25 protein-coding genes and 3 pseudogenes are annotated in these 26,562 nt (G+C 44.6%); 15 read left to right on the top strand and 13 right to left on the bottom strand.

Annotated features, from left to right (window positions below; translation table 11 throughout):
- Nucleotides 1-173: 173 nt before the first annotated feature.
- The 6 genes from WH277_RS19690 (at nucleotide 174) to WH277_RS19715 (ending at nucleotide 6,104) form a co-directional block, all read left to right on the top strand.
- Nucleotides 174-1,220, top strand: coding sequence for a thymidylate synthase (locus WH277_RS19690; protein ID WP_197931262.1), 1,047 nt, complete (start codon nucleotides 174-176; stop codon nucleotides 1,218-1,220).
- Nucleotides 1,217-1,771, top strand: a complete 555-nt coding sequence (locus WH277_RS19695; RefSeq protein WP_339506547.1) for an adenylate kinase — start codon at nucleotides 1,217-1,219, stop codon at nucleotides 1,769-1,771. The genes WH277_RS19690 and WH277_RS19695 overlap by 4 nt, the downstream gene beginning before the upstream one ends.
- Nucleotides 1,764-2,795, top strand: a complete 1,032-nt coding sequence (locus WH277_RS19700; protein ID WP_339506548.1) for a nucleotide kinase domain-containing protein — start codon at nucleotides 1,764-1,766, stop codon at nucleotides 2,793-2,795. Before WH277_RS19695 ends, WH277_RS19700 begins: the two co-directional genes overlap by 8 nt.
- 21 nt (nucleotides 2,796-2,816) lie before the next feature.
- Nucleotides 2,817-3,308 (top strand): TIR domain-containing protein, encoded by a 492-nt coding sequence (locus WH277_RS19705; protein ID WP_167863730.1) that lies wholly within the window; start codon nucleotides 2,817-2,819, stop codon nucleotides 3,306-3,308.
- A complete protein-coding gene (locus WH277_RS19710; protein WP_339506550.1) occupies nucleotides 3,302-3,964 on the top strand; it encodes an Nmad2 family putative nucleotide modification protein in 663 nt (220 codons plus the stop codon). Before WH277_RS19705 ends, WH277_RS19710 begins: the two co-directional genes overlap by 7 nt.
- 352 nt (nucleotides 3,965-4,316) lie before the next feature.
- Complete coding sequence (locus WH277_RS19715; protein WP_339506552.1) at nucleotides 4,317-6,104, top strand: ATP-binding protein; 1,788 nt, start codon at nucleotides 4,317-4,319, stop codon at nucleotides 6,102-6,104.
- A 249-nt stretch (nucleotides 6,105-6,353) separates the two neighbouring features.
- Here the strand turns inward: WH277_RS19715 and WH277_RS19720 are convergent, their stop codons facing one another.
- Genes WH277_RS19720 through WH277_RS19740 form a run of 5 tightly spaced genes read right to left on the bottom strand, consistent with a single transcriptional unit; the run spans nucleotide 6,354 to nucleotide 10,257 of the window.
- Nucleotides 6,354-7,172, bottom strand: a complete 819-nt coding sequence (locus WH277_RS19720; protein WP_167863727.1) for a hypothetical protein — start codon at nucleotides 7,170-7,172, stop codon at nucleotides 6,354-6,356.
- On the bottom strand, nucleotides 7,169-8,362 hold the full coding sequence (locus tag WH277_RS19725) for a toll/interleukin-1 receptor domain-containing protein (RefSeq protein WP_167863726.1): 1,194 nt from the start codon (nucleotides 8,360-8,362) through the stop codon (nucleotides 7,169-7,171). The genes WH277_RS19720 and WH277_RS19725 overlap by 4 nt, the downstream gene beginning before the upstream one ends.
- A 1-nt stretch (nucleotide 8,363) precedes the next feature.
- Nucleotides 8,364-8,876: a TIR domain-containing protein gene (locus WH277_RS19730; RefSeq protein WP_339506559.1), complete on the bottom strand. Its 513-nt coding sequence runs from the start codon at nucleotides 8,874-8,876 to the stop codon at nucleotides 8,364-8,366.
- Nucleotides 8,877-8,917: 41 nt separating this feature from the next.
- Entirely contained in the window at nucleotides 8,918-9,529 is a 612-nt protein-coding gene (locus WH277_RS19735; protein WP_167863724.1) for a TIR domain-containing protein, read from the bottom strand.
- On the bottom strand, nucleotides 9,529-10,257 hold the full coding sequence (locus WH277_RS19740; RefSeq protein WP_167863723.1) for a hypothetical protein: 729 nt from the start codon (nucleotides 10,255-10,257) through the stop codon (nucleotides 9,529-9,531). Before WH277_RS19740 ends, WH277_RS19735 begins: the two co-directional genes overlap by 1 nt.
- Nucleotides 10,258-10,648: 391 nt before the next feature.
- Between WH277_RS19740 and WH277_RS19745 the strand changes: the two are divergent.
- From WH277_RS19745 to WH277_RS19765, 5 genes and pseudogenes are all read left to right on the top strand, one after another.
- Nucleotides 10,649-10,792, top strand: a pseudogene (locus tag WH277_RS19745) (transposase); the annotation flags it as partial.
- Nucleotides 10,768-11,127, top strand: a pseudogene (locus WH277_RS19750) (integrase core domain-containing protein); the annotation flags it as partial. The pseudogenes WH277_RS19745 and WH277_RS19750, both read left to right, overlap by 25 nt.
- A 225-nt stretch (nucleotides 11,128-11,352) precedes the next feature.
- Nucleotides 11,353-11,724, top strand: a complete 372-nt coding sequence (locus WH277_RS19755; RefSeq protein WP_339506562.1) for a hypothetical protein — start codon at nucleotides 11,353-11,355, stop codon at nucleotides 11,722-11,724.
- A gap of 55 nt (nucleotides 11,725-11,779) precedes the next feature.
- Entirely contained in the window at nucleotides 11,780-12,205 is a 426-nt protein-coding gene (locus WH277_RS19760) for a hypothetical protein (protein ID WP_339506564.1), read from the top strand.
- Between the two features lie 40 nt (nucleotides 12,206-12,245).
- Nucleotides 12,246-12,431 (top strand): annotated as a pseudogene (locus tag WH277_RS19765) (hypothetical protein).
- A 262-nt stretch (nucleotides 12,432-12,693) separates the two neighbouring features.
- Here WH277_RS19765 and WH277_RS19770 read toward each other — a convergent pair.
- Nucleotides 12,694-12,945 (bottom strand): hypothetical protein, encoded by a 252-nt coding sequence (locus tag WH277_RS19770; protein ID WP_159336428.1) that lies wholly within the window; start codon nucleotides 12,943-12,945, stop codon nucleotides 12,694-12,696.
- A 137-nt stretch (nucleotides 12,946-13,082) separates the two neighbouring features.
- Between WH277_RS19770 and ccdA the strand changes: the two genes are divergently transcribed.
- Nucleotides 13,083-13,301: a type II toxin-antitoxin system antitoxin CcdA gene (gene ccdA / locus WH277_RS19775; RefSeq protein ID WP_339506566.1), complete on the top strand. Its 219-nt coding sequence runs from the start codon at nucleotides 13,083-13,085 to the stop codon at nucleotides 13,299-13,301.
- 2 nt (nucleotides 13,302-13,303) lie between these two features.
- The gene (gene ccdB / locus WH277_RS19780) at nucleotides 13,304-13,609 is read left to right on the top strand and encodes a type II toxin-antitoxin system toxin CcdB (protein ID WP_133841673.1); all 306 of its coding nucleotides are present in this window, start codon (nucleotides 13,304-13,306) and stop codon (nucleotides 13,607-13,609) included.
- Between the two features lie 156 nt (nucleotides 13,610-13,765).
- On the opposite strand, the gene WH277_RS19785 is transcribed toward ccdB, so the two are convergent.
- From WH277_RS19785 to WH277_RS19795, 3 genes are read right to left on the bottom strand one after another with little or no spacing between them, the layout of a single operon-like run.
- Complete coding sequence (locus WH277_RS19785) at nucleotides 13,766-14,203, bottom strand: hypothetical protein (RefSeq protein WP_212812957.1); 438 nt, start codon at nucleotides 14,201-14,203, stop codon at nucleotides 13,766-13,768.
- Nucleotides 14,204-14,253: 50 nt separating this feature from the next.
- Nucleotides 14,254-15,642 carry a sensor histidine kinase gene (locus WH277_RS19790; RefSeq protein WP_339506570.1) on the bottom strand — a complete coding sequence of 463 codons (1,389 nt, stop codon included), beginning with the start codon at nucleotides 15,640-15,642 and terminating at the stop codon, nucleotides 14,254-14,256.
- Entirely contained in the window at nucleotides 15,642-16,319 is a 678-nt protein-coding gene (locus WH277_RS19795; RefSeq protein ID WP_339506572.1) for a response regulator transcription factor, read from the bottom strand. Before WH277_RS19795 ends, WH277_RS19790 begins: the two co-directional genes overlap by 1 nt.
- A gap of 204 nt (nucleotides 16,320-16,523) precedes the next feature.
- On the opposite strand from WH277_RS19795, the gene WH277_RS19800 reads away from it, so the two are divergent.
- Nucleotides 16,524-17,360, top strand: coding sequence for a MipA/OmpV family protein (locus WH277_RS19800; RefSeq protein WP_339506574.1), 837 nt, complete (start codon nucleotides 16,524-16,526; stop codon nucleotides 17,358-17,360).
- A gap of 140 nt (nucleotides 17,361-17,500) precedes the next feature.
- Here the strand turns inward: WH277_RS19800 and WH277_RS19805 are convergent, their stop codons facing one another.
- Together WH277_RS19805 and WH277_RS19810 are read right to left on the bottom strand one after the other, a co-directional pair.
- Nucleotides 17,501-18,766: an MFS transporter gene (locus WH277_RS19805; protein WP_339506576.1), complete on the bottom strand. Its 1,266-nt coding sequence runs from the start codon at nucleotides 18,764-18,766 to the stop codon at nucleotides 17,501-17,503.
- 53 nt (nucleotides 18,767-18,819) lie between these two features.
- On the bottom strand, nucleotides 18,820-21,927 hold the full coding sequence (locus WH277_RS19810) for a beta-galactosidase (RefSeq protein WP_339506578.1): 3,108 nt from the start codon (nucleotides 21,925-21,927) through the stop codon (nucleotides 18,820-18,822).
- A gap of 205 nt (nucleotides 21,928-22,132) precedes the next feature.
- On the opposite strand from WH277_RS19810, the gene WH277_RS19815 reads away from it, so the two are divergent.
- The gene (locus WH277_RS19815; RefSeq protein ID WP_339506580.1) at nucleotides 22,133-23,203 is read left to right on the top strand and encodes a LacI family DNA-binding transcriptional regulator; all 1,071 of its coding nucleotides are present in this window, start codon (nucleotides 22,133-22,135) and stop codon (nucleotides 23,201-23,203) included.
- Nucleotides 23,204-23,235: 32 nt separating this feature from the next.
- On the opposite strand, the gene WH277_RS19820 is transcribed toward WH277_RS19815, so the two are convergent.
- On the bottom strand, nucleotides 23,236-24,894 hold the full coding sequence (locus WH277_RS19820) for a glycoside hydrolase family 13 protein (protein WP_339506582.1): 1,659 nt from the start codon (nucleotides 24,892-24,894) through the stop codon (nucleotides 23,236-23,238).
- The gene (locus tag WH277_RS19825) at nucleotides 24,894-26,540 is read right to left on the bottom strand and encodes a glycoside hydrolase family 13 protein (RefSeq protein ID WP_339507043.1); all 1,647 of its coding nucleotides are present in this window, start codon (nucleotides 26,538-26,540) and stop codon (nucleotides 24,894-24,896) included. The genes WH277_RS19820 and WH277_RS19825 overlap by 1 nt, the downstream gene beginning before the upstream one ends.
- Nucleotides 26,541-26,562: the final 22 nt, after the last annotated feature.

Raw genomic sequence — 26,562 nt, forward strand, 5'->3', positions numbered from 1 at the left:
CGAGCCTGTTCTTAGCAGCAAGAGATTGAAACGTGCTATCCGGTTAGTCCAAAGTATGGCTGGACCAAATTCTGGATTAGGTCCAATAAACTATATCAACCAGAAAAATATTTTTATAGCATGAGGGTTTGTTTATGCACGTCATTTACGGAGAAACTATTAACGATGTAATAATGAAACTCCTAGAAAAAGTGCTTAATGAAGGAGTTCGTGTTTCGACAAGGAATGGGGATGCTATAACTATTTATGATGTTAGTATGATCTTGCGAAACCCTAGATCAAGGCATTTAAGTTTAGCAGGTCGAAAAAATAACATCTTCTCCACATTTGCTGAAGCTATATGGGTATTTTCTGGCGATAACCGAATTAAACCATATCTAACTTTTTTTTTACCAAGAGCGCCTAAATACTCAGATGATGGTGTCACTTGGCGAGCAGCTTATGGAGAAAGACTATACGCTCACGGGCAACTTGAAAATGTCGTCCAACAATTCAAAAACGAAGGAATATTTACAAGAAGAGCGGTTATTAGCTTATACATGCCTGACAGAGATACAAGTGAAAGTCTCATAAAGTTATACAACATAGAACATAGTGTCGATATACCTTGTAATAACTTAATTCATTTTTTTATCACTCCTGATAAAAATTTAAACATTAAAGTAGTCCAAAGAAGTGGCGATCTAATATTTGGAGTGAGCAATATAAATATTTTCGAGTTTAGTTTACTTCAAGAGATAGTACTTTCAATGTTACAGAGGGAAGTTGATAGCGAGATTAAACTGGGATACTTACATCAGTCTGTAACTAATCTTCATATATATGATGATAGAATAGGACAAGCCAATGAAATATACAAAAGAAAAGAAGAGCAAATGACAGATTTGATTAACGGTGATGAAATATCATTCCCTCCATCACTCCAAAATATAAAATCATTGTTCTGTGATATAGTTTTATTCCTTCAAAGAATAATAACAGAAAATGCACATAAAATAGACACAATAGACAAGGAAACTGAAAAACTAAAAAAAATATTTATTGAACATTTTGTAGAAACTGAAAGAAATTTACTTTGGGGATATGCAGAAGCAGCTTTATCATATATTTTTCAGGAAAGGTTTAACCAACCGATAGAGTTAACAGCTAAGTTAAGCAATGATTTCAATCTAAGCGTAACTTCCAATCACTTTAATAACTCTAATAAGGATCGCCTATGAAAATTGCACTCATGGGAATATCTGGTAGTGGAAAAGATTTTCTTGCCAATTATCTAATATCCAACTATGAATTTGTTAGATTATCATTTAGCGATCAACTAAAAAAATTGGCCAATTATATCTACCCTTGGATGGAAAAGGATTATAGCCCTGAAAAGAAAATGTTACCACTCAATATAACCTTACCTACCGGCGACTTTATCAACCATTCACCAAGAGATATATGGCTGAGCTTAGACAAACTAAGGGAAATTGAAGAAAAAATATTTATTAGAATGCTATCAGAAGAGTTGAAAGTTTTAGAGAAAAATGAAGGGGTGAATAAAAACATAATAATTACTGACATAAGATCAAATGAAGAATTATTATGGTGTAAGAACAATCAGTTCACAATAGTACATATAGAACGGGAAAATAATAATTATAAAAAATACGAAATTGACAAGTATGTTAATGAAAATAAAACAAAATCAGACTATCATTTTAACAATAGTGTGAACGGAATTGATAGTTTTAAAAAATTCTTCGAAAAGGTATTATTTAGTGAATAGTAAAAACGATCAACTTTTTTGTAATGTCAGAGAAATGAAAATTAAAACCGCCAAACCCATCTTAAATGAAGATGTTATCAGGGAATGGTTTTATCATCAACGAGAGAGAACCTCTATATATTACAAGAAAGAGATACTTAACCTTCCGCCATATTGGACAGAAGACAAAATATTGAGAAACTATAAATTTGTAAATACTAAAAGAACATGGGACAAAGAAACCAAATGGTTATTAAAAAACATAACAAGCAATAATGAATTGAGTTATGAAAATAAAATACTCAATTCATTTTTATTTAGAGTGGTCAATAAAAGCGATACGTTAAATGAAATTGATGCGCCCTTTTATTTCAAAAAAATCACGACTCGTGATATTAATGAAAAGATCAGGGAAAAGATTCTCAATATATCCACAAAAAAACCAGGCTATGTATTTTTTAGTGCAGCCTACATTTTAGGAGGTCCGAAATTTAATTTCGGGAAATACTTAGAGAATATCGAGGGCGCAACGGAAAATGACATGGTAATTAGAATGATAAAATTTGTTTATTATAACCAAGATAAAATCGTTAATGGTGTAAAATCATCAAGAAATCAGTTTGAAGTTTTTGAACATTTAAAATCATTTTCAGGGATTGGGGATTTTCTAGCATATCAAATTTTCATAGATCTGACATACATAGCCAATTTTCCGTTTACAGAGTTGAATTTTGTTATTTCAGGCCCTGGTTGTGAAAGAGGAATAAATTGGATTTTTTCTAATAGAGATGGAATGAATAGCGAAGAGTGTTTGTTCTGGTTTACTATTAACCAAAATAACATAGCAGAAAAATACAATGAAAACTGGAACATGGATGAAATATTCCATTTCATGCCTAAAGAAGAAAGAGTTTACACCTTAATGGATATGGAAAATAGTGGTGCATGCGAAATAGATAAAAGATGCCGAACTAAATTTAACAATAAAAGACCTAAACAAAAGTATCATTATCAGAGTAATAATATAGAATTATTTTATAATTAGCAAATTACAAAGGATTTTAAAATGGTTAAAGAAATTAAGAAAAATGTTTTTGTTAGCCATCATCATAAAGATGACGCTAGTGTTGATGGAGTTTCTCGTTTAGCTGCTGCAAAAGGTTATCATTTACGTAATAGTTCTATCAGAATGAAACCTGAAAACCAGCGACGAGTTGAGGAAAAAAAACTTAGTGATAGAACGATTGCACGTTTACTTAGAATGAAAATGAGGTGGGCTAGTCAAGTTATAGTTGTTATCGGGAAAGAAACACATACCAGACCTTGGGTAAACTGGGAAATTCAAGTAGCTCATCAACTTGGAAAACCAATTATAGGTGTATATGAAAATGGTTTAAAAGGCGATGTAAAACTACCAGAGAATCTCGAAAAGTATTCAACCTCTATAGTGGCCTGGAGAAGTGACGCCATTATCAACGCACTTGAAGGTAAAACTTCCTTTGAAAAACCTGATGGTACGGATCGTGATAAAGCTCAAGGTGGGAATGTCGTATGCTAATTGAGCCTAACTCTCACCTTTATGTCTATGCAATAACGAGAGACTTTGGTTTTGCACCCAATCCATTTCATGGAGTTTGCACCTTGGCAACATGCAAACCTGGAATTAGAAAGTCGGCTAAAGTGGGTGATTGGATACTCGGAGTTGGTGGAGCTAATTTAAAATTAGCTAAAAAAAAATGTATCCTATTAATGAAAGTTTCAGAAAAAATTAGTTTCAATGGTTATTGGGAGGACACAAGGTTCTCTATCAAAAAGCCGGCTAGAAATGGTAGTCATGTACAAATTCTGGGCGATAATATCTATCATCAAAATGAAAAAAATGAATGGATACAAGAAGATTCTCATCATAGCAATGCTGATGGTTCATTTAATATGACAAATCTTGAACGAGACACTAGTTCTAATAACGTGCTTATTTCAGATCATTTTTATTATTTCGGTAATAAAGCGATTGAAGTAGACTTAGACTCAATTGAATATCATAGAATTAGAAACTATAAAAAGATCTCTTTAAATTATACTATACCAGCCATTAACCTTATAAATAAAATAGAATTTGATTGTCGTAGTGATAAAAATTTAATTATATCTGACCCATGTAATTTTTCCGATTTCTATAAACGTGTAGATCAGGGAACTGGAGAACTTTATTAATAAGTACATATATTTTTGTTCCATGTTTTTAAAAGTAGAAGTGAAATAATTTTGTTAGACTATCGCAATTTTCTCTTATCTTTCGAACTTGCTAATCTGAAGGAGCATCAGGTCTAGAATGAGCAAAACATTACTATTTTTCCGCGTATTTCATAAAGTATCTATTGCTCAATTCGTAGTGATCCGTTTTATTAAAGAGAAAAATCGTCTTATCCAATACTTTGATTGAATTAATTTTGTAAAATGTGATTATTACTTCTACCACAACAAAAATCAATTATTTTTAAACGATTTTTTGAATGCATTAATTTTTTTTAAAATATAATTTTAATGTTTAAAAATGGAGATTTTAATGAAACTTGAAAAACTAATCTTAAGGAACTTCCGTGGCTATCATGGACAACATAGCATTGACATTAACTCATTAACTGCATTAGTTGGTCGTAATGATGTTGGTAAAACAACTATCCTAGACGCACTTGGTATCTTCTTTGAACATAAACTATGTAAATATGATGCTACCGATAAGTGTGTCGATAGCATGGAAAATGAAGACGTGTCAATTGGTTGTATCTTTTCAGGGGCTGATATACCTATAGTTTTGGATGCCACGTCTATAACTAACCTTAGAGAAGAATATTTATTAAATAGTAATGGAAAGCTGGAGATATATAGAGTTTTTGCAAAAGGTAAGGGATCTGGCAGCGTTCAAGCTAAATGTATGGCTCCCTCAGTAAAAAGTGCGAAATCTTTACTTGCCAAAAAAAATGATGAACTTAAAGTAATTGCCGAATCTATTGGCGTGGATGGGGCGGATAAAAGATCAAATGTTAGTTTAAGACAAGAAATTTACAGGAAAGTTGGAGATTTGAAGCTTAAAGAAATCTTCGTTAAATTAAATGCTGAGGAGGGCAAGGTTATTTGTGAAAAAATATATGACAAACTCCCCCACTTTGCATTATTTCGCGCAGATAGACCGAGTACCGATGAAGAATCAGAAGTACAGGACCCTATGAAGTCAGCGGTCCAAACAGCATTGCAGAAGATTGATATTCAACTTGAATCAATTAAAGAAAGCATAAAAGAACATGCAGTTGAAGTGGCTGAAAATACAATTAAACATTTACATGATATATCTCCTAATCTTGCTGCCGGGTTAATCCCAAAATTTAAAGTGGAACCTAAGTGGGAAAATATTTTCAAGCTAACATTAGAAGATGATAGAGGAATAGCTATCAATAAACGTGGTAGTGGTGTTAGACGCTTAGTTCTGATTAGTTTCTTTAAAGCAGAAGCAGAAAGATTGCAAAAAGAATTCCCGGATAAAGGAGTTATTTATGCAATAGAAGAACCTGAAACTTCTCAACACCCATCTAATCAAAGACTACTTATTGATGCATTTCAAGAATTAGCAAATGCTGATAAATGCCAGGTGTTAATTACCACCCACGTACCTGCACTTGTGGAAAAGATACCTACAGAGTCTCTACGCCATATAACCCGAACACTCGATAATGGTTTGGAAGTTAAAAATGGTGATGATGATGTGCTAAAGAACATAGCGAATGATCTTGGCGTATACCCTGATAGTAGGGCATCTGTTCTTGTATGCGTTGAAGGCCCTAATGATATAAACTTTTTAAAGAACATCGGTAAAATTTATCTCGACCATGGTGTTCCAAATGTTCCTGATATGATAAATGATCCACGTATAGTTTTCATTCCAATGGGCGGGCATACTCTTAAAGATTGGGTTAATAATAATTACTTAAAAATTCTAAGTAAACCAGAGGTTCACATCTATGATAGAGATGTTGCCATCCCTCCTCAGTATGAAAAGGAATGTAATTCAGTAAATGCAAGAAATGATGGTTCCATCGCATTCATGACTGTAAAAAGGGAAATGGAAAATTATTTACACCCTGATGCTATTCAGGCGGTGTTTGGTGTAAAAATAACCATAGATGATACGACAGATGTCTCGACAGCAGTATCCACTTTAACACGTTATAATGAAAGTAAAGCGAAGAAGAAGATTAATACATTTGCTACAGCAAAAATGAGTTATCAAATGCTCACTGCATGTGATGCAAAAGGCGAGATATTAACATGGTTCAATGCTATATATACGAGATTATAACATTTGGGCCGCGATTGCGGCTCTTCCTTAATATTATAATGATTGCTCTGCATATCGTCATCGTCTCACAATGTTGGCTTATCCTTCGGCACTTCTGTTACTTATACAAATTAAAAGGCTACTATGTGTACTGGCTTGTCGCCACTAGCACAGAACTACATATTAGATTAGGTTTAGCTCCGTGCCGCAAGAGTGCCAAAGGAAGTCTAAGCTAATACATATAATGATAATGGAATTTAAAGTCTTTTTTCAGCTACGTTTTACTAATCGAAAAAGCCCTCTCAAAATCATAGCGATAGCTTGGTCCACATGCGGAGTCTGTGCTAGCACAGTATTTTCTTCCTCAGTGAGGCCGTTATTAAGATCCTGGAAAGAGAAACCAACAAATTCTTCCCGCCCTCCCCAGTTGCGTTGCTGCATTCCATCAGATTCCACAATATTCAGACACTCCGTGATATCTTTTGCACATCCACCAAAGCCTCCCATAATAAAAAGGGGTTGTTTAGCACGAAGTGATAATACAGCCTCTTCTGCTATACCGGGCATTGCCCCCTTATACTTATCAACCTGCCCGCCAAGAATAATACGGGCATGTGTGTCTTGTAACATAGCATGTCGCATTGCTGTCAAACCTATTGCCCAATCTTCATCAGAAGGAATAGTTGCTATGTAATGGGCTCGTTCTGCCATTGGCAACTGCTCGCCATCCCGATTGAACAAAACAAGTCTTGCCATTCCTTTCAGGTCCGCACTGAGCCTTTCCAAGTCACTGGCATCTTTTTGCATATGCACCGGCCATGCAAGATAGTTCAATATACTGGAACGTTCATCCCCCTCATCGGCATCTCTTCTATGGCGTGCTACTAACTCAAATAACAGTTCAGTAAAACCATTTGCACGTAGATCTCCGCCATAAACAATCCGGGCTCCCAAGGCTAATAAATGACGCGCAATTTCTGTCATCGCGTCATATAAATGCTGTTTACTTAACCCCAATACAGGCATATCTGGGCTATCTGATGTAGATATTGCAATAACATGCTGACTAAGCATTTCACGATAAGTCATGATGTTCCCTCTGCCAGCCATTCGGTAAAACTTCTAAGCCTGATACCGGGTTTAACTTCTTCAAATAATCGCTCCTCTTCGGAACTTAAGGGGGGGTCAGGATATACAATTGTAGGCTGCCCAATACCGGGGAACTTTAAACCAGCAAGTGAAATTAACTCCGGCGCACGTGGAACAAACTGCACTGCACTTTGTTCAGTATTAATCAATTGTATACGACAACGCCACAGAAAATCTTTCAGAACCTCATCAAGCAGGCGTGCAATAATGATATTAATTCGTTCAGTCTGCTGGGGATCCATTCTCACTATGGGGACATTTCCCATATAAGGAAATCCCCTTTCATCCAATTCGCTAATACAGTTGGCAACAACTAAAGGTACACTATTACGTTTAGCTTCTATAATCTCTCGGCGACACCATTCACGCGAAGAATAAGAGTCGGTATGTATGGCAACAACTGCGCTTTGCGCCAGCTGTTTCAATAGCACCTGATGAAACCGAAGCCCGGCAGGGATATCATGGACATCAAAGAATGAACTTAACCCATGTCCACTATGTAATTTCTCACGTATCAAACGAGCAATCCGCTCTCCATCTTCATCATGTTTAGAATGGCTAAGGAATATCTGAACCTTCTTGAGATAATTAAGCAAATCATCTTCATCTTTTTCTGGTTGTTTCAGATGCTCCAGGTAATGGCGCAGCATCCTACAAAATTCGTATGTAAGCTCACTAATCAATCGTATATGAAGATTTGCTGTATTGTTGCTCCCATCCTGTATCCATTGGTCCCAGCGCAATGCCTGTTCTTCCAGTCCAAGATTTAATCCTTCTCCTTCAATAGCAATGGGGAAAAGATGTGTACCCAGTCCAGCTATTTCCGACTGTATTGATAGCTCCCGAAGGTAAGTCCCCCATTCAGGATCATTTGCCATACATGATTCTGCAAGTATAAGGACTGCGGTGGTCTCTGATTCTGAAAAATTGATCGGCAATGGCTTCCGCGTTTCAGGTAGAGGCTCAGAACGAAAAATAACACTTAAACCGGTTCCTCCAGCAACGTTCTGATAGAGTTCCCGACGAAAGTGTCCCCGCAATATTTCAGCCAGTCCAGCACCACCGGCGAAATCCGGGTGCCAAATGATATAAACAACAAGAAATGGTTTTGCTAAATTCGTCTCAAGCATATTATGCATTCCTTAAGCGGCGTTCACGAGTATTTCTTATCAGAGTATTACTACGGCAATTGGCTTGTTCGATATATCCCCTACACGACGAAATATTAGCTGTAAAATTAACCCAACTTACCCACAGTGCATATCCAGAATCAATATTATCACTGAGTCGAGCGGGCACATTCACTCGTCCAGAAGAATTTGATAACAATGTTGGCAACTGGACACCAATAAGTCCATGTTGTTTATCAAGCGTCGCGTTAATTTCCCAGTCAATATATTTACTCCCCCATGATTCATTACCGACCAAGACAATAGAACATGAAGTCCCTGTGATATAATACTCACGAATACGTCGCTTGACATAGTCAATATCCTCACTATCAACTCGACGATTAAGGGAATTATCCGTTACAGCCTCATATTCATCATGAAATTTTTTTGAGAATTCATTATAGTAATATTGGTCACCATCATGGTGGTAACTTAAAAAAACCTTTCTTTTAATTACTTTGCTATTATACATATCTGATCTCTTAAATTTATCTTAGCGTAAAAACAATCTCATCACCATAGTAAATTAGTTCTTATAGCCGGGACGTCCGCGGGATTTTTCTTTGCTGCTGGTTCCATAACATTTCTTTTATCAAATGCCTGGTTAATATAAAATTCACTATTCCCTATAAAATCTGAATAGTTAACTAGTGAGCAGTAAACATCCATATCCTCATAGTGAGGGACGACTTTTGAAAAGCTATGGTTTTTTTTAATTAACCAAGGGAGATAATGTTCATAACCCCAATCAATGGTTCTAAGTCCAATGCCGCAATTGCAAAAAATATCACTACACACACCAGAGCTAAATACGCTCGAATATATTTCATCTCTAATTACACCGATTAATCCAGCAGGATTTGCCCCCCATAAAGATGCCTGAATTTCTGAGTTAACGAAAGGTCTGTTGGCAGTTTCTGTACCTATGAGTACTACTGTTACGGTAGAGTCACCAAGATAGTCCTCCCGAATTTTCCTCATAATGTAATCTTCACTGACATTAGTGCTGATATCCCCGTCACTTACGGACTTGTCAATAAATGACGCACCACCAAATGCTTCAATGATTCCGTCCTTCAAATCTTGTTCGTTTGCATGATGATAACTCAGAAAAGTTTTATGCATTACTCCTCCCACTTAGCAATATCGATGTCAAAAATAACACTAATTTCCTCACAGAAAAATTTATTAATGCATTCAAAATCAGCCATCAATTGGCTGAAATGATAGTAATGAGTCTGGATTATTCCAATTGGTGTTAAATGATAAATTAAAGAAACATTTTCACCATTAGAATCTTTATCCCTCGTCAATACAATATCGTTTGTTGAGATGTACTTATGCCAACGCCTGTAATTATTCTGATGTTTGGTTAGCAATTGATTCAGTTTTTTTAGTATTTTATTAGATATAAGATACAACTCTATATCTCTTTTCCGCTTAACATCCAGCACTCTTATTTCAATACGAATGAAATTATAGATATCATATAAAGAGTTAAAAACCTCTTCAAATGAGTCAGAATGTGGATCAATTTTGAATACACTCCTTTTAGTATCAAGAAAATTTCGAACAGATCTTTTATATAGCAAGTCAGAACTATCAAATAAAATATTTAACCCACCGAAAGTTAGTTTTTCTAACTTTAATGAATATTTTTTCTCTAAAATACCGAAAAACAAAAATATAGTAATCAATGTTAATATTAGAATTGAAAGGAGCGCTTTTACAAAATCAAAATTTGATATGATATTTTTGATAAACCACCATTGTGAGGCCGGTAGAAAAGAGAAGCACCCCATTAAAATAATTGCTATTAAAATAATTCCAACTAGTAACAATCCCCTAGCCATAAGCGAATCCTTATGAAAAAATTTCAATCAAGTTGCATTTTTGTCAACAAACTTATAAAAAATATTATTCTTTATTATCAATGAGTTACAACTTCATAACACAACTATTCATTAATACTCAGAGACTACTATACCCTGATTCGGATTTATCCGAAATCCTTTAGGATACCAATTTCACTTTTTACAGCCCGACTAAAAATTTAGATATATCTGGTGGATTGCATTGGAGTTTTCTCTAGACAAGCAGTGGATATCTTCATCAGCTAGCTGTTTGTTGCAATGCAGGACTGTAGCAGATCACTAAAACATAATTGTAGGTATCCCTGCAAAAGGAACCGTTCACTTTTAGAGATCTTCCGACATACTGATTATGCCCCTGAAGGAGATCGCCATACGCAAAACCCGATTCACTGAGCATCAGATCATTGCCGTTTTGAAGTCCGTCGAAGCCGGACGCACCGTTAAGGATGTCTGCCGCGAAGCGGGTATTTCAGAAGCCAGCTATTACAATTGGAAAGAGAAGTTTGGCGGTATCCGCTGAAAATGCGGATGGATAACGGGCCGGAACTCGTATCTCTGGCTCTGGCGCAATGTGCCGAAGTCCACAGTGTGGTGCTGGGATTTATCAGGTCGGGTAAACCCACTCATAATGCGTTTATTGAACGTTTTAACCGGACATACCGGACATACCGGACAGAAGTACTAGATTTTTACCTGTTCAGAATGCTGAATGAAGCACGGGAAATAACGGCACGCTAGCTGACAGAATACAACAGCGAGCGTCCCCATGAATCTCTGAATAACCTGACGCCGGAAGAATACCAGCTGATGGCTGAGAAACCGGAAATCTCAAAAAGTGTGTGGAACTAAAACGGGTATGCTTACATTTGAACTTTTATGTTCTTAATATTCAAATACATTACTCGGATACTTGCAAGACAAAAGCAAGAGAATAAATAGATACCTCACAAAATAAATTACACCCATAAATTCATTAGGTTATAGTACTTTTCAGTATAAAATGGTAGGATTTTCCGCATTAAATTACGATACTTTCTCACAGCTATAAACAAAAAACGGGGATTAAAAATTGAGATGTTGGGAAATTTACTTTTACAAACGATTACGTCCACCGCTTTCAGCCTAGTATTTCTGGCTGGCGTTGGATGGCTTTTTAGAGCCTGGATTGGAAACCGAATTCATTTAAGCATTAAAAATGAATATGATAATAAATTAGAGAGGCTTAAAGCTGAACTTAAAACAGAAGGCGATGCTCATCTTACAGATATGAAGGCAGAATTAGAGCGACAATCAAACATATTAAAAATCGCTGCTTCGTCTTTCTCTGAGGTACAAAAAGCAACAATTTCAAGAAAAATTGATGCAGTCGATATTCTTTGGAAGGGGATAATCGACTTTCGCAAAAAATTTCCTGGAGTTGTGTCTTTTTACGGACATTCTCACTGATGAAGAAATGAAAAAATTTTATACTGATGCACGATTATATAAATATTAACATGAATTGGAGCAATTTGATCTGACCCATTTAATCAATGCAAGTTCTGAAGACGTTAAGTTGGTAAGGCCACATATTGGTGAGTTTGTGTGGGCGCTCTACTCTACTTACTGTACTATTCTGATGCGTTCCATTTATTTATTAAAGGCAGGAAAAGAGGAGCCATCCAAAGTGGCATGGCATTGCGATTCCAATATTGAAAATTTAATTTTAGTTGCATTTGGTAAAGAGTGTTTTTCTGAGTTTAAAAAACTCCGTTGGGGGAGATATCAATGGCTTCATAACCAGTTTGATTCGTCATTATTTAAAGCGATTGACACTCTTCTAACTGGTAAAAGTTTTAGTGCCGCAGCTTTACATGAAGCACAATTGATGGAGCGTCAAATTAGCGCCAGTAGATCAAATGAGCTCAAGATTTCACATCCTCTATAATAGGCGTGATGATTCGCACCATTCTAGATATACAATCTAAATGGTGGTCATTTTGGTGGTCTTGACAAGACTGAATTTCTGATTTAGCTTAATATTCAGCCAATTAATGGCAAAGGCGATCCCAGTCAGAGGAGCCAAATTTAGAGAAGCCCGCTCAGGGAAACCTGAGCGGGCTTTTTGTTTTTTGCTGGATGAAACTGGGCGGCAGGTTTGGCCTAGGGGCTGACCATTTTTTCCGGTCAGCCCGCAGGCACAGGTGCTAACTTTTCACTCGAAGCGGCTGAAAGGTTGGTGACAGGCCCGGGGGGCCAGTGAGGGGCCCCCCGGATCGGCAAAATCCGCTTCCCTGCGGGCCTCGGCACGCGACGTCCTGTCGCGTGACGTCCGGCTTACCCCGAACTGGCCCCCTGCCCGCAAGAATAGTGCTCGCTGTCGGTTCTAACACCCGCAACAGCATCACGATCTGGCATGGGGGTTTACCTGACGTTTTAACCATTCTGCTTTTGTTTCAAATATCCTAACAACCATTGCAAAAATTCAATCGCTGATGGATGGAGAAAAGACAGATCGCCAACTTCCATCCTGGTTATGTCATTCAGAGAGCAAGCCGCAGATTCATTGTCTGGATACTCTTCAATGAAAATAGAAAGTTCATCAACAAGGTCATCCACCAAACCAGAAAGAAGCGTTGTTGCTGTATCGACAATTTCACTATAGCTGTCGCTGTAAGTATCCATCACTAACAGACTCGACCAACCAACTCGAGAGCGCTGTTTTTGTGCAGCAGGCTACGAATCCTTACACCTGTTGCAGGATTGATTGATGAATAATTACGCAAAGTATATACTTCAGGTATGCACACAAGAGGAGCACGTCCATGAAACACAGAGTCAGCGTGACTGTAGACAAAGAGAACTATCTGGTTCTGAATGCTGCGGGCGTCAATATTTATGGTCTGGTGAATGATGTCATCGGCAAGGAAGCTCGTCGTATAAAGGCAGATGAGTGGAAAGACCAGAACCGTGAAGGGATGGAGGAAGTCGCCAGCTTTATCGCAAAGAATGGCTCTTTCGCCGATGAAAACAGGAACTGGTGATTATGCAATTTATTGTTTATCAATATAAACGCACCAGCCATTACAAAATTTTTGTCGATGTGCAAAGTGATATTGTCGATACCCCTGGGCGACGCATGGTTATCCCGCTCATTGAATCGCACCATCTTTCTGAGAAAGTGAATAAAACCTTGTTCCCGCTGATCCTCATCGAGGGAAAAAATCACCGATTGATGACCACGGAACTTTCTAGTGTCCCTGTCGAGGTTATCGGTGATGCAGTAGTGGATATCACCCGGTGTCAGGATGATATCAAAAATGCCATCAACCTCATGTTTTGGGGTATTTGAAAAAGCATTCACGGTGCGTGCCGTACGGCTCACCCCAAACTGGCCCCTCCCCACAACACTGTGCTGGCTGTCGGTTCTAACACCCGCAGCAGCATCACGATGCTGGCATGGGGATTATCTAATCCTGGGGGAACGTCAGTATGGCTAAGTGTCACACTAGCAGGCTCTATCGCCGTCAGTCCATCGCTTGATATCACTTATATTTGGCGACCTGATGCCCGTACTCAAAATATTCTTGGTTGTGTACAGGCTGATCTTAGCTTTGTCACCATCATGACTTTCTATCTCAATGAGTGTGTTGTTGATCAACAGTCCCTCTGAAACCAGTTTTTGAGTGATCTCACCTTCTTTACGCTCACCGTCAAACTCGCTAAATACGATGACCGGATTTCCTGAATATGACTCATATTCCAGACACTGCCTTGCAATGTGCCTTAGGGTTCGATAAGTATCGGAGGACCCCGTCTTGCTAATGAAACTGCCGTCTAAGGAGGATTCGCTGTTTTTTAAGTCGCTGACGGTTATGGCACATCCGCTCAGTGATATAGAAAATAATACTGTAGCCAGGGCCAAATATTTCAATTTATGCTCCATTATTCTGGTAAATGTCCTGGGCAGGATGGGGACTAAAATTGCGTTCTCTTTCAGACGGAATTGTGATTTGGGATATCAACAATAACCATGAGCCCGCCTTCTGCTGAGGTACTTAGAAAAACACTGCTGTTGTGTTGCTGCGCAACCGCTTTGACTATCGCCAGCCCCAATCCACTCCCGCTTTGTATCTGATTGGGATCACGAAAAAATCTGTCGAATACCCGCTCCCTCAATTCAACCATGATTCCGGGCCCTGCATCTGAGATACGCAATTGAGTGGATTTATCTAACAATCGTACTTCTACCTCAACCCGCCCGCCCTCAGGACTGTACTTCACAGCATTTTCAATTAAGTTGTCGATTAGCGACATCAGGCGTTCCCTGACCCCTGTAATCCAGACTTCATCATGAAAGTAGAATTCAAGCTCAATTTGGCTCTCAGCCGCTAGCGGTGATAACTCAGCCATTCGCTCTTGTATGAGCGTCGTCAGCGGCACAGGCTCCATAACAGTATCAATACGCGCTTCACTGTGCATCAGCAGCAGCAACTGATTGACGAGTCGAGCAGCACGGCTATTGCTACGAATAATCCCTGCAAGCAATTCCTGTTGACGAACGTTGCTGACATCGGACTGCAAAGCCTCAACATTGACGCGCATTGCAGCCAGCGGAGTACGCAACTCGTGAGCGGCATCGGCAATGAACGTCCGTTCCCTTTCAGTGCTCTCTCGTACCCTGGCAAGGAATATATTAATCGCGTCCACTATTTGGCGCAGCTCCTTGTGCTTTGGAACTGCTTTTAAGGGAGAAAGATCTTCTGGTGTTCGTAAGGAAACTTCATTTGCCACCTTGTTCCAGGGACGCATGGCAATGCGGATTGACAGCCACGCAGGAAACAAAAGAAAAGGAATGCATACCAGCAGCGGTAATATGTAGTATCCGCGCGAGTTCAGGTATATGAAGAAGTTCCAACCGCCAGCAGGAGTGAGCAGTGTTACCTCTGTGTCGGAGTTCCCGGACTTCAGAGTTCGGCTCGTCCAGGTGCGACCGTTACTCTGAATACTCTGAATCATCCCATAACCGGTGTTTGTCACTCCTGCCGGAGCGCCATCAGATGAGTAAATTATCTCTTTATTCTTCCGAACGATTAGGCTGATTGACATTTTGGGGTCTTCACCTCCGCCATAGCCTTCCCGCAATGCCTTGCTGAATTTTTCCAGCACATCGGTGAGATCGTGCGGACGATCCACCATACGATCCACCAATGTCAGAATGGTTTCATAGGTTTTGCTGCCTGATAGCATGGGAGGGTTACGTAAGTTATCCCATAAAATGTAGGTCAGAAAAATACACCAAAGCAGCGTCAGTAATAGCATCTGGGCGATCATCATTCGCCGTACGAGCGTTGGGATTCTCAGATAGCGCCAAAAATTACGCATCAACCGGCCCCCTTCTGAATGGGGACGGTATCAATGACAAACCCCACTCCTCTCACCGTTCGCACATAGCCGTCACCGATTTTGCGACGTAAATTTCCCATATGTACATCGAGTGCATTACTCATATTTTCTTTTGCACCGAAGATCTTTTCTTCCAGAAAACTACGTGTCATAACACGGTCAGCACGCAACATTAATGTTTCAAGCAGCGCGTATTCACTTGCCGTCAAATCAACATGCCTTTCGCTCACGGTCACGCGACGAGTCGGCACATGGAGCGATAGCCCTCGAATCTCTATCACCTGATTCTGAAAACCGTAACTGCGCCGCACAAGTGCCCTCACCCTGGCCAATAACTCGGCGAGAACAAAAGGTTTGACGAGATAGTCGTCTGCACCGGCATCCAGCCCCGTCAAGCGATCTTGCAGAGTGCCCCGGGCAGTCAGGATGATGACGGGGATCCCCTTGAATTGCTGACGCAGACGCGCCATCAGGCTCATGCCATCACCGTCGGGCAGGCCGAGGTCGAGCAAGACAAGTTCTGGCACGCATACATCAAGTTGATGCAAAGCATCCACTTTTCGGCGAACCCATATGACATCTAATCCCTGGTCTGTAAGGGCAATACGTACGCCGTTGCCGAGATCGATGTCGTCTTCAATTAGGAGAATTTTCACAATAGTGACTTTATCAACAGTTAATGAAGAACGTCTGAAGAAAAAACGGTATCCGTAAATCTATCAGGTTTGCAGAACGGGTACTTACTTCAGTATTTCTTCATTTTGGGCTCATGAGAACTTCAGGGTCAGCATTCAAACTGAGCGTTCTGGCGTTTAAAACCGCTTGCATCGTAGTCAGTTGAACCCACAAGGACTTCCTTAATGAGAAACATCGAACTGAGTCATAAGTTCCTCCCTTCACTCTCGGGGCAACCCCTGGGAAAATTGTTGTCAGGATTTGTCCTCGCGTTACTGGCAACCCCAATACTGGCAGCAGAACAGAAACAGGGCAACGAGTTGACCCTGGGAGGAGGTGTGGATGTTGCGCCACGTTATTCTGGTTCGGATGAAAGCCGAGTCACGACGGCCCTGGTGATTGATTACTCTATGCTAAATGGTTTCTTCATCAGCTCCACGCGTGGTATCGGTTACGGTAACAACATCGGTAATTTTGATTACAGCGCTGCGCTGAGTTATCGCGCAGGCAGAAAGGATCGTGACGTGGACAGCGACTCGCTCAGCTACGGTAGCGACGACTTGCGAGGTATGGGTGACGTTAAAGGCTCAGCTATCGTTGTGCCTGGCCTGGGATACAAGGTGACCGACTGGCTTAATTTGCAATTGCAGGCTGAGGTGCCGATTTCTCAGCGAAGCAATGGTGAGGCCCTGCATTTCAGCATTGTCAGCCCGCTCTATACGTCATCGAAAAACGCTGTGACGCTGGCGCTGACCAGTAGTTGGGGGACCAGCAAGTACATGCAGACTTACTACGGGGTAAGTGCATCACAGTCGGCCGCATCGGGGTTTACTCGATATGAAGCCAGATCGGGAATTTATGCCTATTCACTGAATATGGACTGGACGCACAAGCTTAACCAAGACTGGAGCGTAGTTGCCGCAGCAGGTTTTACGCAGCTGGCTGGTGATGCACGCAACAGCCCAATTGTTCAACGAAAAACATCGCCCACTGGCAGCCTGAAGGTGACATATAGCTTCTGATCGTTGTTCGACGTGTGCTTCCCGGTAGCTTGTGGCTATGCTCTGTCAATAAAGACACATTCGCCCCACCCTATTTCAGATGATGGGGCGCTTGTAAATATCCCGCTTAAGTGCCCGTTATGTGAGACGGGCCTTTCGTATCAGGTTGCGTTGTTATATTCGGATGTCGAGAGCAGTGTTTTACTTCCTTTCAAGGTAAATACTGAAATAAGGGTAAAGCTCAGTGTGATACAGCCTAAAACAAGATAAGCCTGATGGAAGCCTACGGTGTCATACATCCGGCCTACCCATGTCGACAGTACGACGCCCGAAAGTTGCTTTGATAAATTAAAACCAATCAGGAATAAGGTTGCCGAAAGTTTTGGGTTAAATGCGGAGGAGATATATTTAAAGGTGCCGACCAGGAGGAACGGCAGTTCAAACATATGGAGCATTTTTAAGATAACCACTTCTGTGGCTGAAGAGGCAAAAGAAGAACCCAAAATACGCGCCGACATAATGACGCCTGCGGCCAGGAGGGCGTTCTTCGCACCAATGCGGTTAACGATGGCAGGGGCAAAAAACATAATCGTTGCATTGAGCATTTCCCCACCGGTAGTGACAAAGCCAAACACTTCGGTCCCGCGTTGTGGGCTGGAGAAAAAACCTTTGAAGAAGTTAGCAAACTGCTGGTCGAATACGTCATAGACACTGGCGACACCTACAACGTAAATAATAAATCCCCAGAAGCGTGGCATCCGCAATAGCTCGGCGGCGGTGCGCATAGAAAAAGCCTGGCGGTTGGCACCAAGCGCATCGATAACCCGCTCGCTGTTGCTCCCTTCCGGGCGAGACATCCATAACAGTACGGCAAGCGCCAGGGCAAAACCGGAGGCAATCCAGAATGTAATATTAGGGTCGATGCTAAATAAAATACCGGTGATTGATGCACATAACGCCCAGCCAATACAGCCGGAAACGCGAACCTTGCCGTACTCAAAACGGTTAGCCCGACTTACGCGTTCAATATAGGCTTCTACCGCTCCGGAGCCACTGGAGAAGACGACGCCCAGATAGATCCCGCCAGCCAGTGCACCAGCAAAAATATTCATCTGCAGTAGAGGGGACAGAACAAAAATAAAGAATGGCGCAAATAAAATCAGTAAGACCGTGATAATCCAGAGCAAGTGTTTGCGTAATCCCAGTTTATCGGAGAGCAGACCAAACACCGGCTGGAAAATAATTGCAAACAGCGAGATAGATGAAAACACAATCCCTGTTTCTGTTTTGGTTAAGTGGTTAACTTCTGCCAGCCAGACCGGAAAGAAAGGAAAGTAGGCCGACATAATGAAATAATAGAAGAAAAAGAACAACATAAAGTAAATGAAGTTATGTCGTTCTCTTGGTGCGAGTTCAGAGAGTTTCATTTTGACTGTTCCATCTGGTTATGCCGGTAAGCCCGGGGCTCACGCTTCGATTATTATTGGAAATGAATCGTTAACTGATATTTCCATTGTGTTTCAAGCAATAGCCATTGCTGCAGTACGCTGGGCGTCCAGGAGTCATCACCGCCGACGCCCATGTGCTGCCCATCAAGGGTTATCCAGACGCCACTTTCCGGCTGCATCCAGTGCCAGTGGTCAGTCTTCATTAATTGCTCGGTGCCGTAAGGCTGTAGGGAAAAGTGGAAATCGCCCGCCACGTGCCAGCGCCCCCAGTCCAGTGCTTTGTTATCACAACGCAGGCCATTCTCGGTGGGGAATATGTACGGTGTCGTCATCTGGTCCAGCGGCAGCTCCCAGCGGGAGAAACAGGCGCTGGTGCGACGATCCGGGTAGTTCTCATGCGGGCCGAACCCCAGCCATGAGACCGGTTTGTTCTGATCCAGCACCTGGAAATTCAGCCCGATGCGTGGCAGCGGCGGCAGGGTGCCAGCACGTTCGCCGTCAATGGCCAGGTGCAATTTGCCCTGCGCGTCAAAGGTCATCTGCCAGTGGCTGACGATCATAACCTCGTCCCCGTTCAGGTAATGCCAGCGGCTATCTACCACAACGCTGCTGTTCAGACGCTGCGCGTCACACTGCACGCAGCGGGTAGTGAGGTTGTACAGGCCAGCACTTTTCCAGCGTTCAACCCAGGCGTTGGGATCGATGCGCTCCACTTCACTCACACCAATATCATTATCCAGTGGTGCGCGTACAAACTGGTCGCGCAACGGGGTCAGCAGTTGCTCCACGCCGTCCACCTGCCAGTGTGTCAACAGTCCGCTTTGACGGTCGATCACCCACTGCTGCGAGCCGCTGCGCACCGCCCATGCACTGTCACTGACCTCAAGCTCAGGCGCATTTCCTGCTGACAAAGGCGCCCGAAGCACCAGCGGTGCTGCGAGGGCAAACTGCTGCCAGGCGACGCGATGCCCGGCATCGGACCATTTCGTGGCCTGCGGCTGGATAACCTCCAGCGTGAGCCATACCTCTTTGGCCCCGGCAGGCAGTGTTAATGTCCCCGACAGCGTCAGCTCGCGCTGTCCTTCAGGGCCAAGCTCAAGTGTTAAGCTGCCGCTGGCAACCGTTTCTCCCGCAGCCTGGACCTGCCAGTGCAACTCCTCGTTATCCGTTGTGCGAAACAGGTACTCACTGGTGATGCTAATGCAAAGCGGAGTTTGCGACAGCAGGGTAAACTGGAAGTATTGCTGTGCATGTTTGGCTTCAATTAATGACGGATGAGGGCTACGGTCGGGGAAGACAAGACCGTTCATACAGAACTGGCGATCGTTGGGTTTATCGCCAAAATCACCGCCATATGCCCAGCCGACGCTGCCATCATCGAACGTTTTAGTGATGGCCTGATCGGCCCAGTCCCAGATAAAGCCCCCCTGCAGGCGCGGATAATCACGGAATGCCTGCCAGTAATCGGCAAAATTTCCCAGGCTGTTGCCCATGGCGTGAGCGTATTCGCAAAGGATTAACGGGCGCTGCTCGCCAGGCAGGCTGATCCACTTTTTAATCCCCCATTTCGGTACCGCAGGGATAAGCTGATCGCTGTCTACGCGGGCATACATCGGGCAAAGAATATCGGTGGTCGTGCTGTTAGCGCCGCCGCCTTCATACTGCACCGGACGTGACGGGTCGTTACGCTTGAGCCAGTGGTACATAGCTTCGTGATTGCCACCCACGCCGGACTCATTGCCCAGCGACCAGATAATAATCGACGGATGGTTGCGATTGTTTTGCACCATCCGTGTGACGCGGGCGCTCCAGGCCGCTAACCAGGACGGATCGTCGGAAAGACGGCTCATTGGCACCATGCCGTGGGTCTCGATATTAGCCTCATCGACCACGTACAGGCCATAGTGGTTACAGAGTTCGTACCAGCGTGGCGCGTTAGGATAGTGAGAGCAGCGAGCCGCGTTAAAGTTATTCTGCTTCATCAGCAGAATGTCCTGCACCATATCGTCTTCGGTAACAACCTGACCGCGCTGATGATGGTGCTCATGACGGTTTACCCCCCGGATCAACAGCGGTTTACCATTCAACTTCAACAGGCCATTATCGATTTCAACCCGGCGAAACCCGATATCCCAGGCTTCGGCTTCAATCAGTTCATCGCCGCGCCACAGTGAGACGACTGCCCGGTAGCAGTTCGGTGTTTCCGCGCTCCACAGTGCCGGACGTTCCACAGGGAAACGTATCACGGTGCGTTCAGCATAATTGCCGCGTTCATCCGTGACGGGTGAGCCGAGCGACTGCTGATGTCTGGCGACCCGTTGCGTGTCATTCCACAGTTCAACGGCCACCGTCAGTTTTTCCAGCAACGGTGTCGGGGCGGCGACGGTGGCATTGACCTCCAGTTCGGCATCGCGATAAAGCGCATCGAGTTGCGGAGTGAGGTGGACATCGTTCAGGTGCAGCGTCGGTTTATTCAGCAGCCAGACGGAACGGAAGATCCCGCTCATACGCCACATATCCTGATCTTCAAGCCAGGTGCCTGCGCTCCAGCGCATCACCATGACGCAGAGGCGGTTCTCGCCCGCCTGTAGGAACGCACTGAGATCGAAGGCCGCGGGCAGGCGACTGTCCTGCGAGTAACCGACCCATTCGCCGTTGCACCACAAGTGGAATGCGGAGTTCACGCCATCGAAGATAATCTGCGTCTGGCCCTCAGCCAGCCAGTCTTTCTCCACGCTAAACGAGAGTGAATAGCAGCCGGTCGGGTTTTCGTCTGGTACGCGTGGCGGCGTAGTATCGATGGGGTAACGCACGTTGGTATAGATTGGCGCGTCATACCCCTCCATTTGCCAGTTCGAGGGGACCGGTGTACTGCGACTGCCCGCCAAATCGTTTTCCAGCCAGCTGGCGTCCACCGCAAACGGGCTGCGGGCATAAGAAAATTGCCACTGACCATCCAGCAGGCGTCGGTGCGCAGAGAGCTGATTTTCCCTTGCCGAGCGAAGATCGCGCCAGCTGGCAAAGGTCGGATGGGCCGGTAAACGGTTCAGGTGGGTAATGGTCTGGTTTTGCCAGTCTTCACGGGCAAGTACGTCATGAAAAAGAGGACCACCGGAGAGGTGACAATCGTGATGTCGCATAGGTATACCTGTAGAATCAATGTAAAATGTCATTCGCCAGACAAGATAGAATGAGTTATCAGATATTTTGTTCAAAGCGGCAATCATGTTGAAGTTGAAACTCACGGACGATCACGAAACAAGGCTAAAGCAACAATTTATTGTCGTCTTTCTGACATAAAATGTTAGCGAACGACATTATTGTTAAAGGGTAAAGGAGAAAACGATGGAGCGCCGTACGGCAACCTTAGAAGATGTGGCTCGCGAAGCCGGTGTATCCCAGCAGACGGTCTCACGCGTGCTGAATAAACCTGATGTGGTGGCTGAGCGTACCCGCGATAACGTCATTCGTGCAATGCAGGCACTGCACTATGTACCGAACCGCTCAGCACAATTGCTGGCGGGGAAGTCGGCACCGTCTATAGGGTTGATTACCGCGTCGTTGACCCTGCACGCGCCCTCGCAAATCGCTGCTGCGATAAAAAGTCACGCAGGTACACATCAACTGGAGGTTGCTATCGCGATGCCGGTGATGGCTGACTATGCCTCACTTCAGGCGCGGCTGAATGAATTTCGCGCACAAAATATCCGGGGCGCGGTGATTAATCTGCCCCTTGAGGATCACATTGCGGAAAAAATGGTGAATGAGAACCCGGATATTTGCTGTCTGTTTTTAGATGTTTCGCCGGAAACGGATGTCTGCTGCGTAAGGTTTGATCACCTTGATGGCTGCGGAGCATGCATCCGTCATCTCTGGGAACTGGGGCATCGTGAGTTCGGCCTGCTTGCAGGGCCAGAGAGTTCCGTTTCGGCGCGTATGCGATTGAGTAGCTGGCGTGAGACATTGCACCGGCTTGGAGTGAGTAATGCGGTTACGGTCTTTGGTGACTGGAGTGCCGCCAGTGGCCGGAATAAGGCCCTTGAGCTGTTACATCAGTATCCGCGGATTAGCGCGATCGTCGTCGCGAACGATCAAATGGCGCTAGGGGTTTTGAGCGCCCTCGCGCAACTGAATCGCACCGGCAGCAGGATGGTTTCCGTCACCGGTTATGATGATACGGCGGACAGCCTCTATTTCCAGCCACCGCTCACCACCGTTGCGCAGGATTTCAACAAGCTGGGTAAGCGGGCCGTCGAGCTGTTAATCCAGCAGATGGCCGCCCCTCAGATTCACATCCGTGAATTGCTGCCGACACATTTGATTATCCGCCAGTCAACCTGTCCTTACGGTGGAGAAGAAGAGGATGAGAAAAAATCTGTCATTGCACAATTAAAATCACTGGTAGAAAAGCTGTGAAAATTATCAAATCCTCCCCGACAGGCCGAGGTTTACCGCTGATAAATTTGTGCCTCATAAGCCCGTAAGCTTTGCCGTTTCCCCTGCTCCTGATAATTGCTCAGCAGCGGTTGCCAGCCGTCCAGTAACAGCTGTTGCGGATCTATCTCCTGCTGATGGGCACTGAAATTGACGATCACCAACACCTGCTGCTCATTCAGACTACGGGTATAAGCATAGATCTGCGGATGTGTCGGCAGCAGGAGTTGATAAGCCCCTTCAATCAGTACCGGCATCTTCCGCCGCAGGCGAATGAGCGCACGATAGAAGTTCAGCACGGAACCGCTGTCAGCGCGTTGGTCCGCCACGTTGATCTCAGGGTAATTACTGTTCGCAGGGAACCAGGGGGTGGCATTGCTGAAACCGCCGTGGGTACTCTGATCCCACTGCATCGGGGTGCGCGAGTTATCGCGCCCGGTGCGGCTGAGGAAGGCGAGGATCTCGGGCTCTTCCCTGCCCTGTCGGCGCATTTCAACGGCGAGTTTCTTCGCGGCAACGTCGTCAAAATCCTCCAGGCTGGCGAAATGCGTATTGGTCATGCCAAGTTCCTGCCCCTGATAAATAAACGGCGTACCTTTCATCAGGAAGAACATCGCCGCAATGGCGGTCGCGCTTTCACGTTGATAATTTTTATCGTCGCCCCAGCCCGATACCACACGGGGAAGATCATGATTTTCTACGTATAACGCGTTCCAGCCTTTGTTTTCCAGCAGTGTCTGCCAGCGCGTGAAAATCTCTTTTAAGCCGGGTAAATCGAGACTGGCCTCCAGGGTGTCCTTTTGCCCATCCTGCCACAGCTTCACGTGCTCAAACTGAAAGATCATATTCAGCCTGCCCCGCTGCTCGCCGACCCACTCTTCACCCTGTTCAGCGGAGGCACCGTTCATTTCGCCGATGGTCACAATGTCATAGTGACTGAACACCTGTTCACACATGTCATCGACGTAATCAAGCAGGCCGTCGTAGTTGAGGTGGCGCTCGAATGACGGTACGTAAGGCAGCGCCAGGGGATTAGGCATATCGCTGAAAGTCGGCTCTTTTTTCATATGGCAGATGGCATCAATGCGAAAACCATCTACCCCTTTGTCAAGCCACCAACGCATCATGGCATACACCGCCGAACGCACCTCGGGGTTTTCCCAGTTCAAATCTGGCTGCTTTTCGGAGAACAAATGCAGGAAATACTGCCCGGTCGCCGCGCTGTATTTCCAGGCAGAACCGTTGAAGATGCTTTCCCAGTTGTTCGGCTCAGCGCCCGCTTTACCGTCGCGCCAGATGTACCAGTCGCGTTTCGGGTTATCCCGTGATGCGCTGGACGCTAAAAACCACGGATGCTCATCAGAAGTATGGTTCACCACTAAATCAATAATCAGGCGCATACCGCGCGCATGCACCTGTTCAAGCAGACGGTCAAAATCGTCCATCGTGCCAAACTCAGCCATGATTTTCTGGTAATCGCTGATGTCATAGCCGTTGTCATCATTGGGGGACTGATACATGGGGCAGATCCAAATCAGATCGATGCCCAAATCTTCCAGGTAATCGAGTTTTTCCGTGATGCCATTCAGGTCACCAATGCCATCGTTATTGCTGTCGTTGAAGCTGCGCGGGTATATCTGATACGCCACGGCCTCTTTCCACCAGTTTGCCATCACAGCCTCTCAATAAGTAATGCAAAGGATTCATAAGGTTGCAGTTCCATAATCGGCTCCAGCCGCTCCCGTGGCGCGTAATTGTTGATGAGACAACGGCCCTGCTGGCTCTGCAGATTGTCGGGGATCGCCAGCATCACAGCGTCTCGCGTGAAGTTATTGATCACCACCAGCGTCTGCTCCCCCAGCGTGCGCAGCCAGGCAAACACCTGCGGATGGTCGACAACGATCTGCCTGAAGTCGCCGTGCACCAGCAGCGGCAGCTGCTTACGCAATGCCACCAGCTTCTGGTAGTGGTAAAAAACAGAGTCAGGATCGTCAAGCGCAGCCGCAACATTCACTGTTCTGAAGTTGGGATTAGCCTCAATCCAGGGCTGACCGGTGGTAAACCCGGCATGTGGACTGCTGTCCCACTGCATCGGCGTTCGCGCATTATCGCGCCCGTTGGCGTGGATACCGTGCATCATCGCTTCATGGCTCATCCCTTCGGCGATCCGCTCCTGATAAAGATTCAGGCTTTCAATATCCCGATAGTCGCCAATATCAGCAAAACTCACGTTGGTCATGCCAATCTCTTCACCCTGATAAATGTAAGGTGTGCCTTTAAGGCAGTGAAGCGCGGTGGCGAGCATTTTTGCTGACACCACGCGATACTCACCATCATCACCAAATTTGGAGACCGCGCGAGGCAAATCATGGTTGCTCCAGAACAACGAGTTCCAGCCATGGTCAGCCAGTGCCGTCTGCCACTTGTCAATCACGGCCTTAAAGCGCAACAGATCAAACGGCTGGTTGCACCACTTCCCGTACTGTTCATCCCAGAAAAGTTTGATGTGCTCAAACTGAAAGACCATCGTCAGTTCTTGCCGCTCTTCGGCACTGTAGAGCAGGGCGTCTTCCGGCGTTGCGCTCCACGTCTCCCCTACCGTTACGCTGCCGCGCGGGCCAAAGGTCGCCCGGTTCATCTGCTGAAGATACAGGTGAAGATGACGGCCATTCGCCATGATCTGTTGATCCACTTCTTTCCCGATCAGGTCGATAACGTCCATTCGAAATCCCCCGATGCCCTTATCCAGCCAGCGGTTCATCATGGCGTGGATGGCTTCGCGAACGCGCGGGTTTTCCCAGTTGAGATCGGGCTGGCGCGTGGAAAACTGATGCAGGTAGTATTCACCGCTGGCCTCATCAAGCGTCCAGGCACTGCCACCAAAGTTCGAACGAGAGTCATCAGGCGGCCCGCCGTCTGCCGCCGGTGCTCGCCAGATATAAAAGTCACGGTAAGCACTGTTTTTTGAGCTCAGTGCGTCGATAAACCAGGGATGTTCGTCAGAGGTATGGTTGACCACCAGATCCATCAGGATCCCGATATCACGCGCTTTAGCTTCTGCAATCAGGCGCTCCATGTCGCTCATCGAACCAAAAATGTCGGCAATCTCTTCGTAATCAGAGATGTCATAGCCGTTATCGTCCATCGGCGAACGGTATACGGGCGACAGCCACAACAGCGTGATGCCGAGCTGTTGCAGGTAATCGAGCTTGCTGATAATACCGTTGAGATCGCCGGTACCGTCGCCGTTACTGTCCATAAAGCTGCGCGGATAGACCTGATAAACCACGGCCTCTTTCCAGTGCGGTGTGCTGCGCATATCATTGATCACGTGATTTTCC

Source organism: Erwinia sp. MYb416 (assembly GCF_037479575.1).
In the GTDB taxonomy this organism is placed as follows: domain Bacteria; phylum Pseudomonadota; class Gammaproteobacteria; order Enterobacterales; family Enterobacteriaceae; genus Erwinia; species Erwinia rhapontici.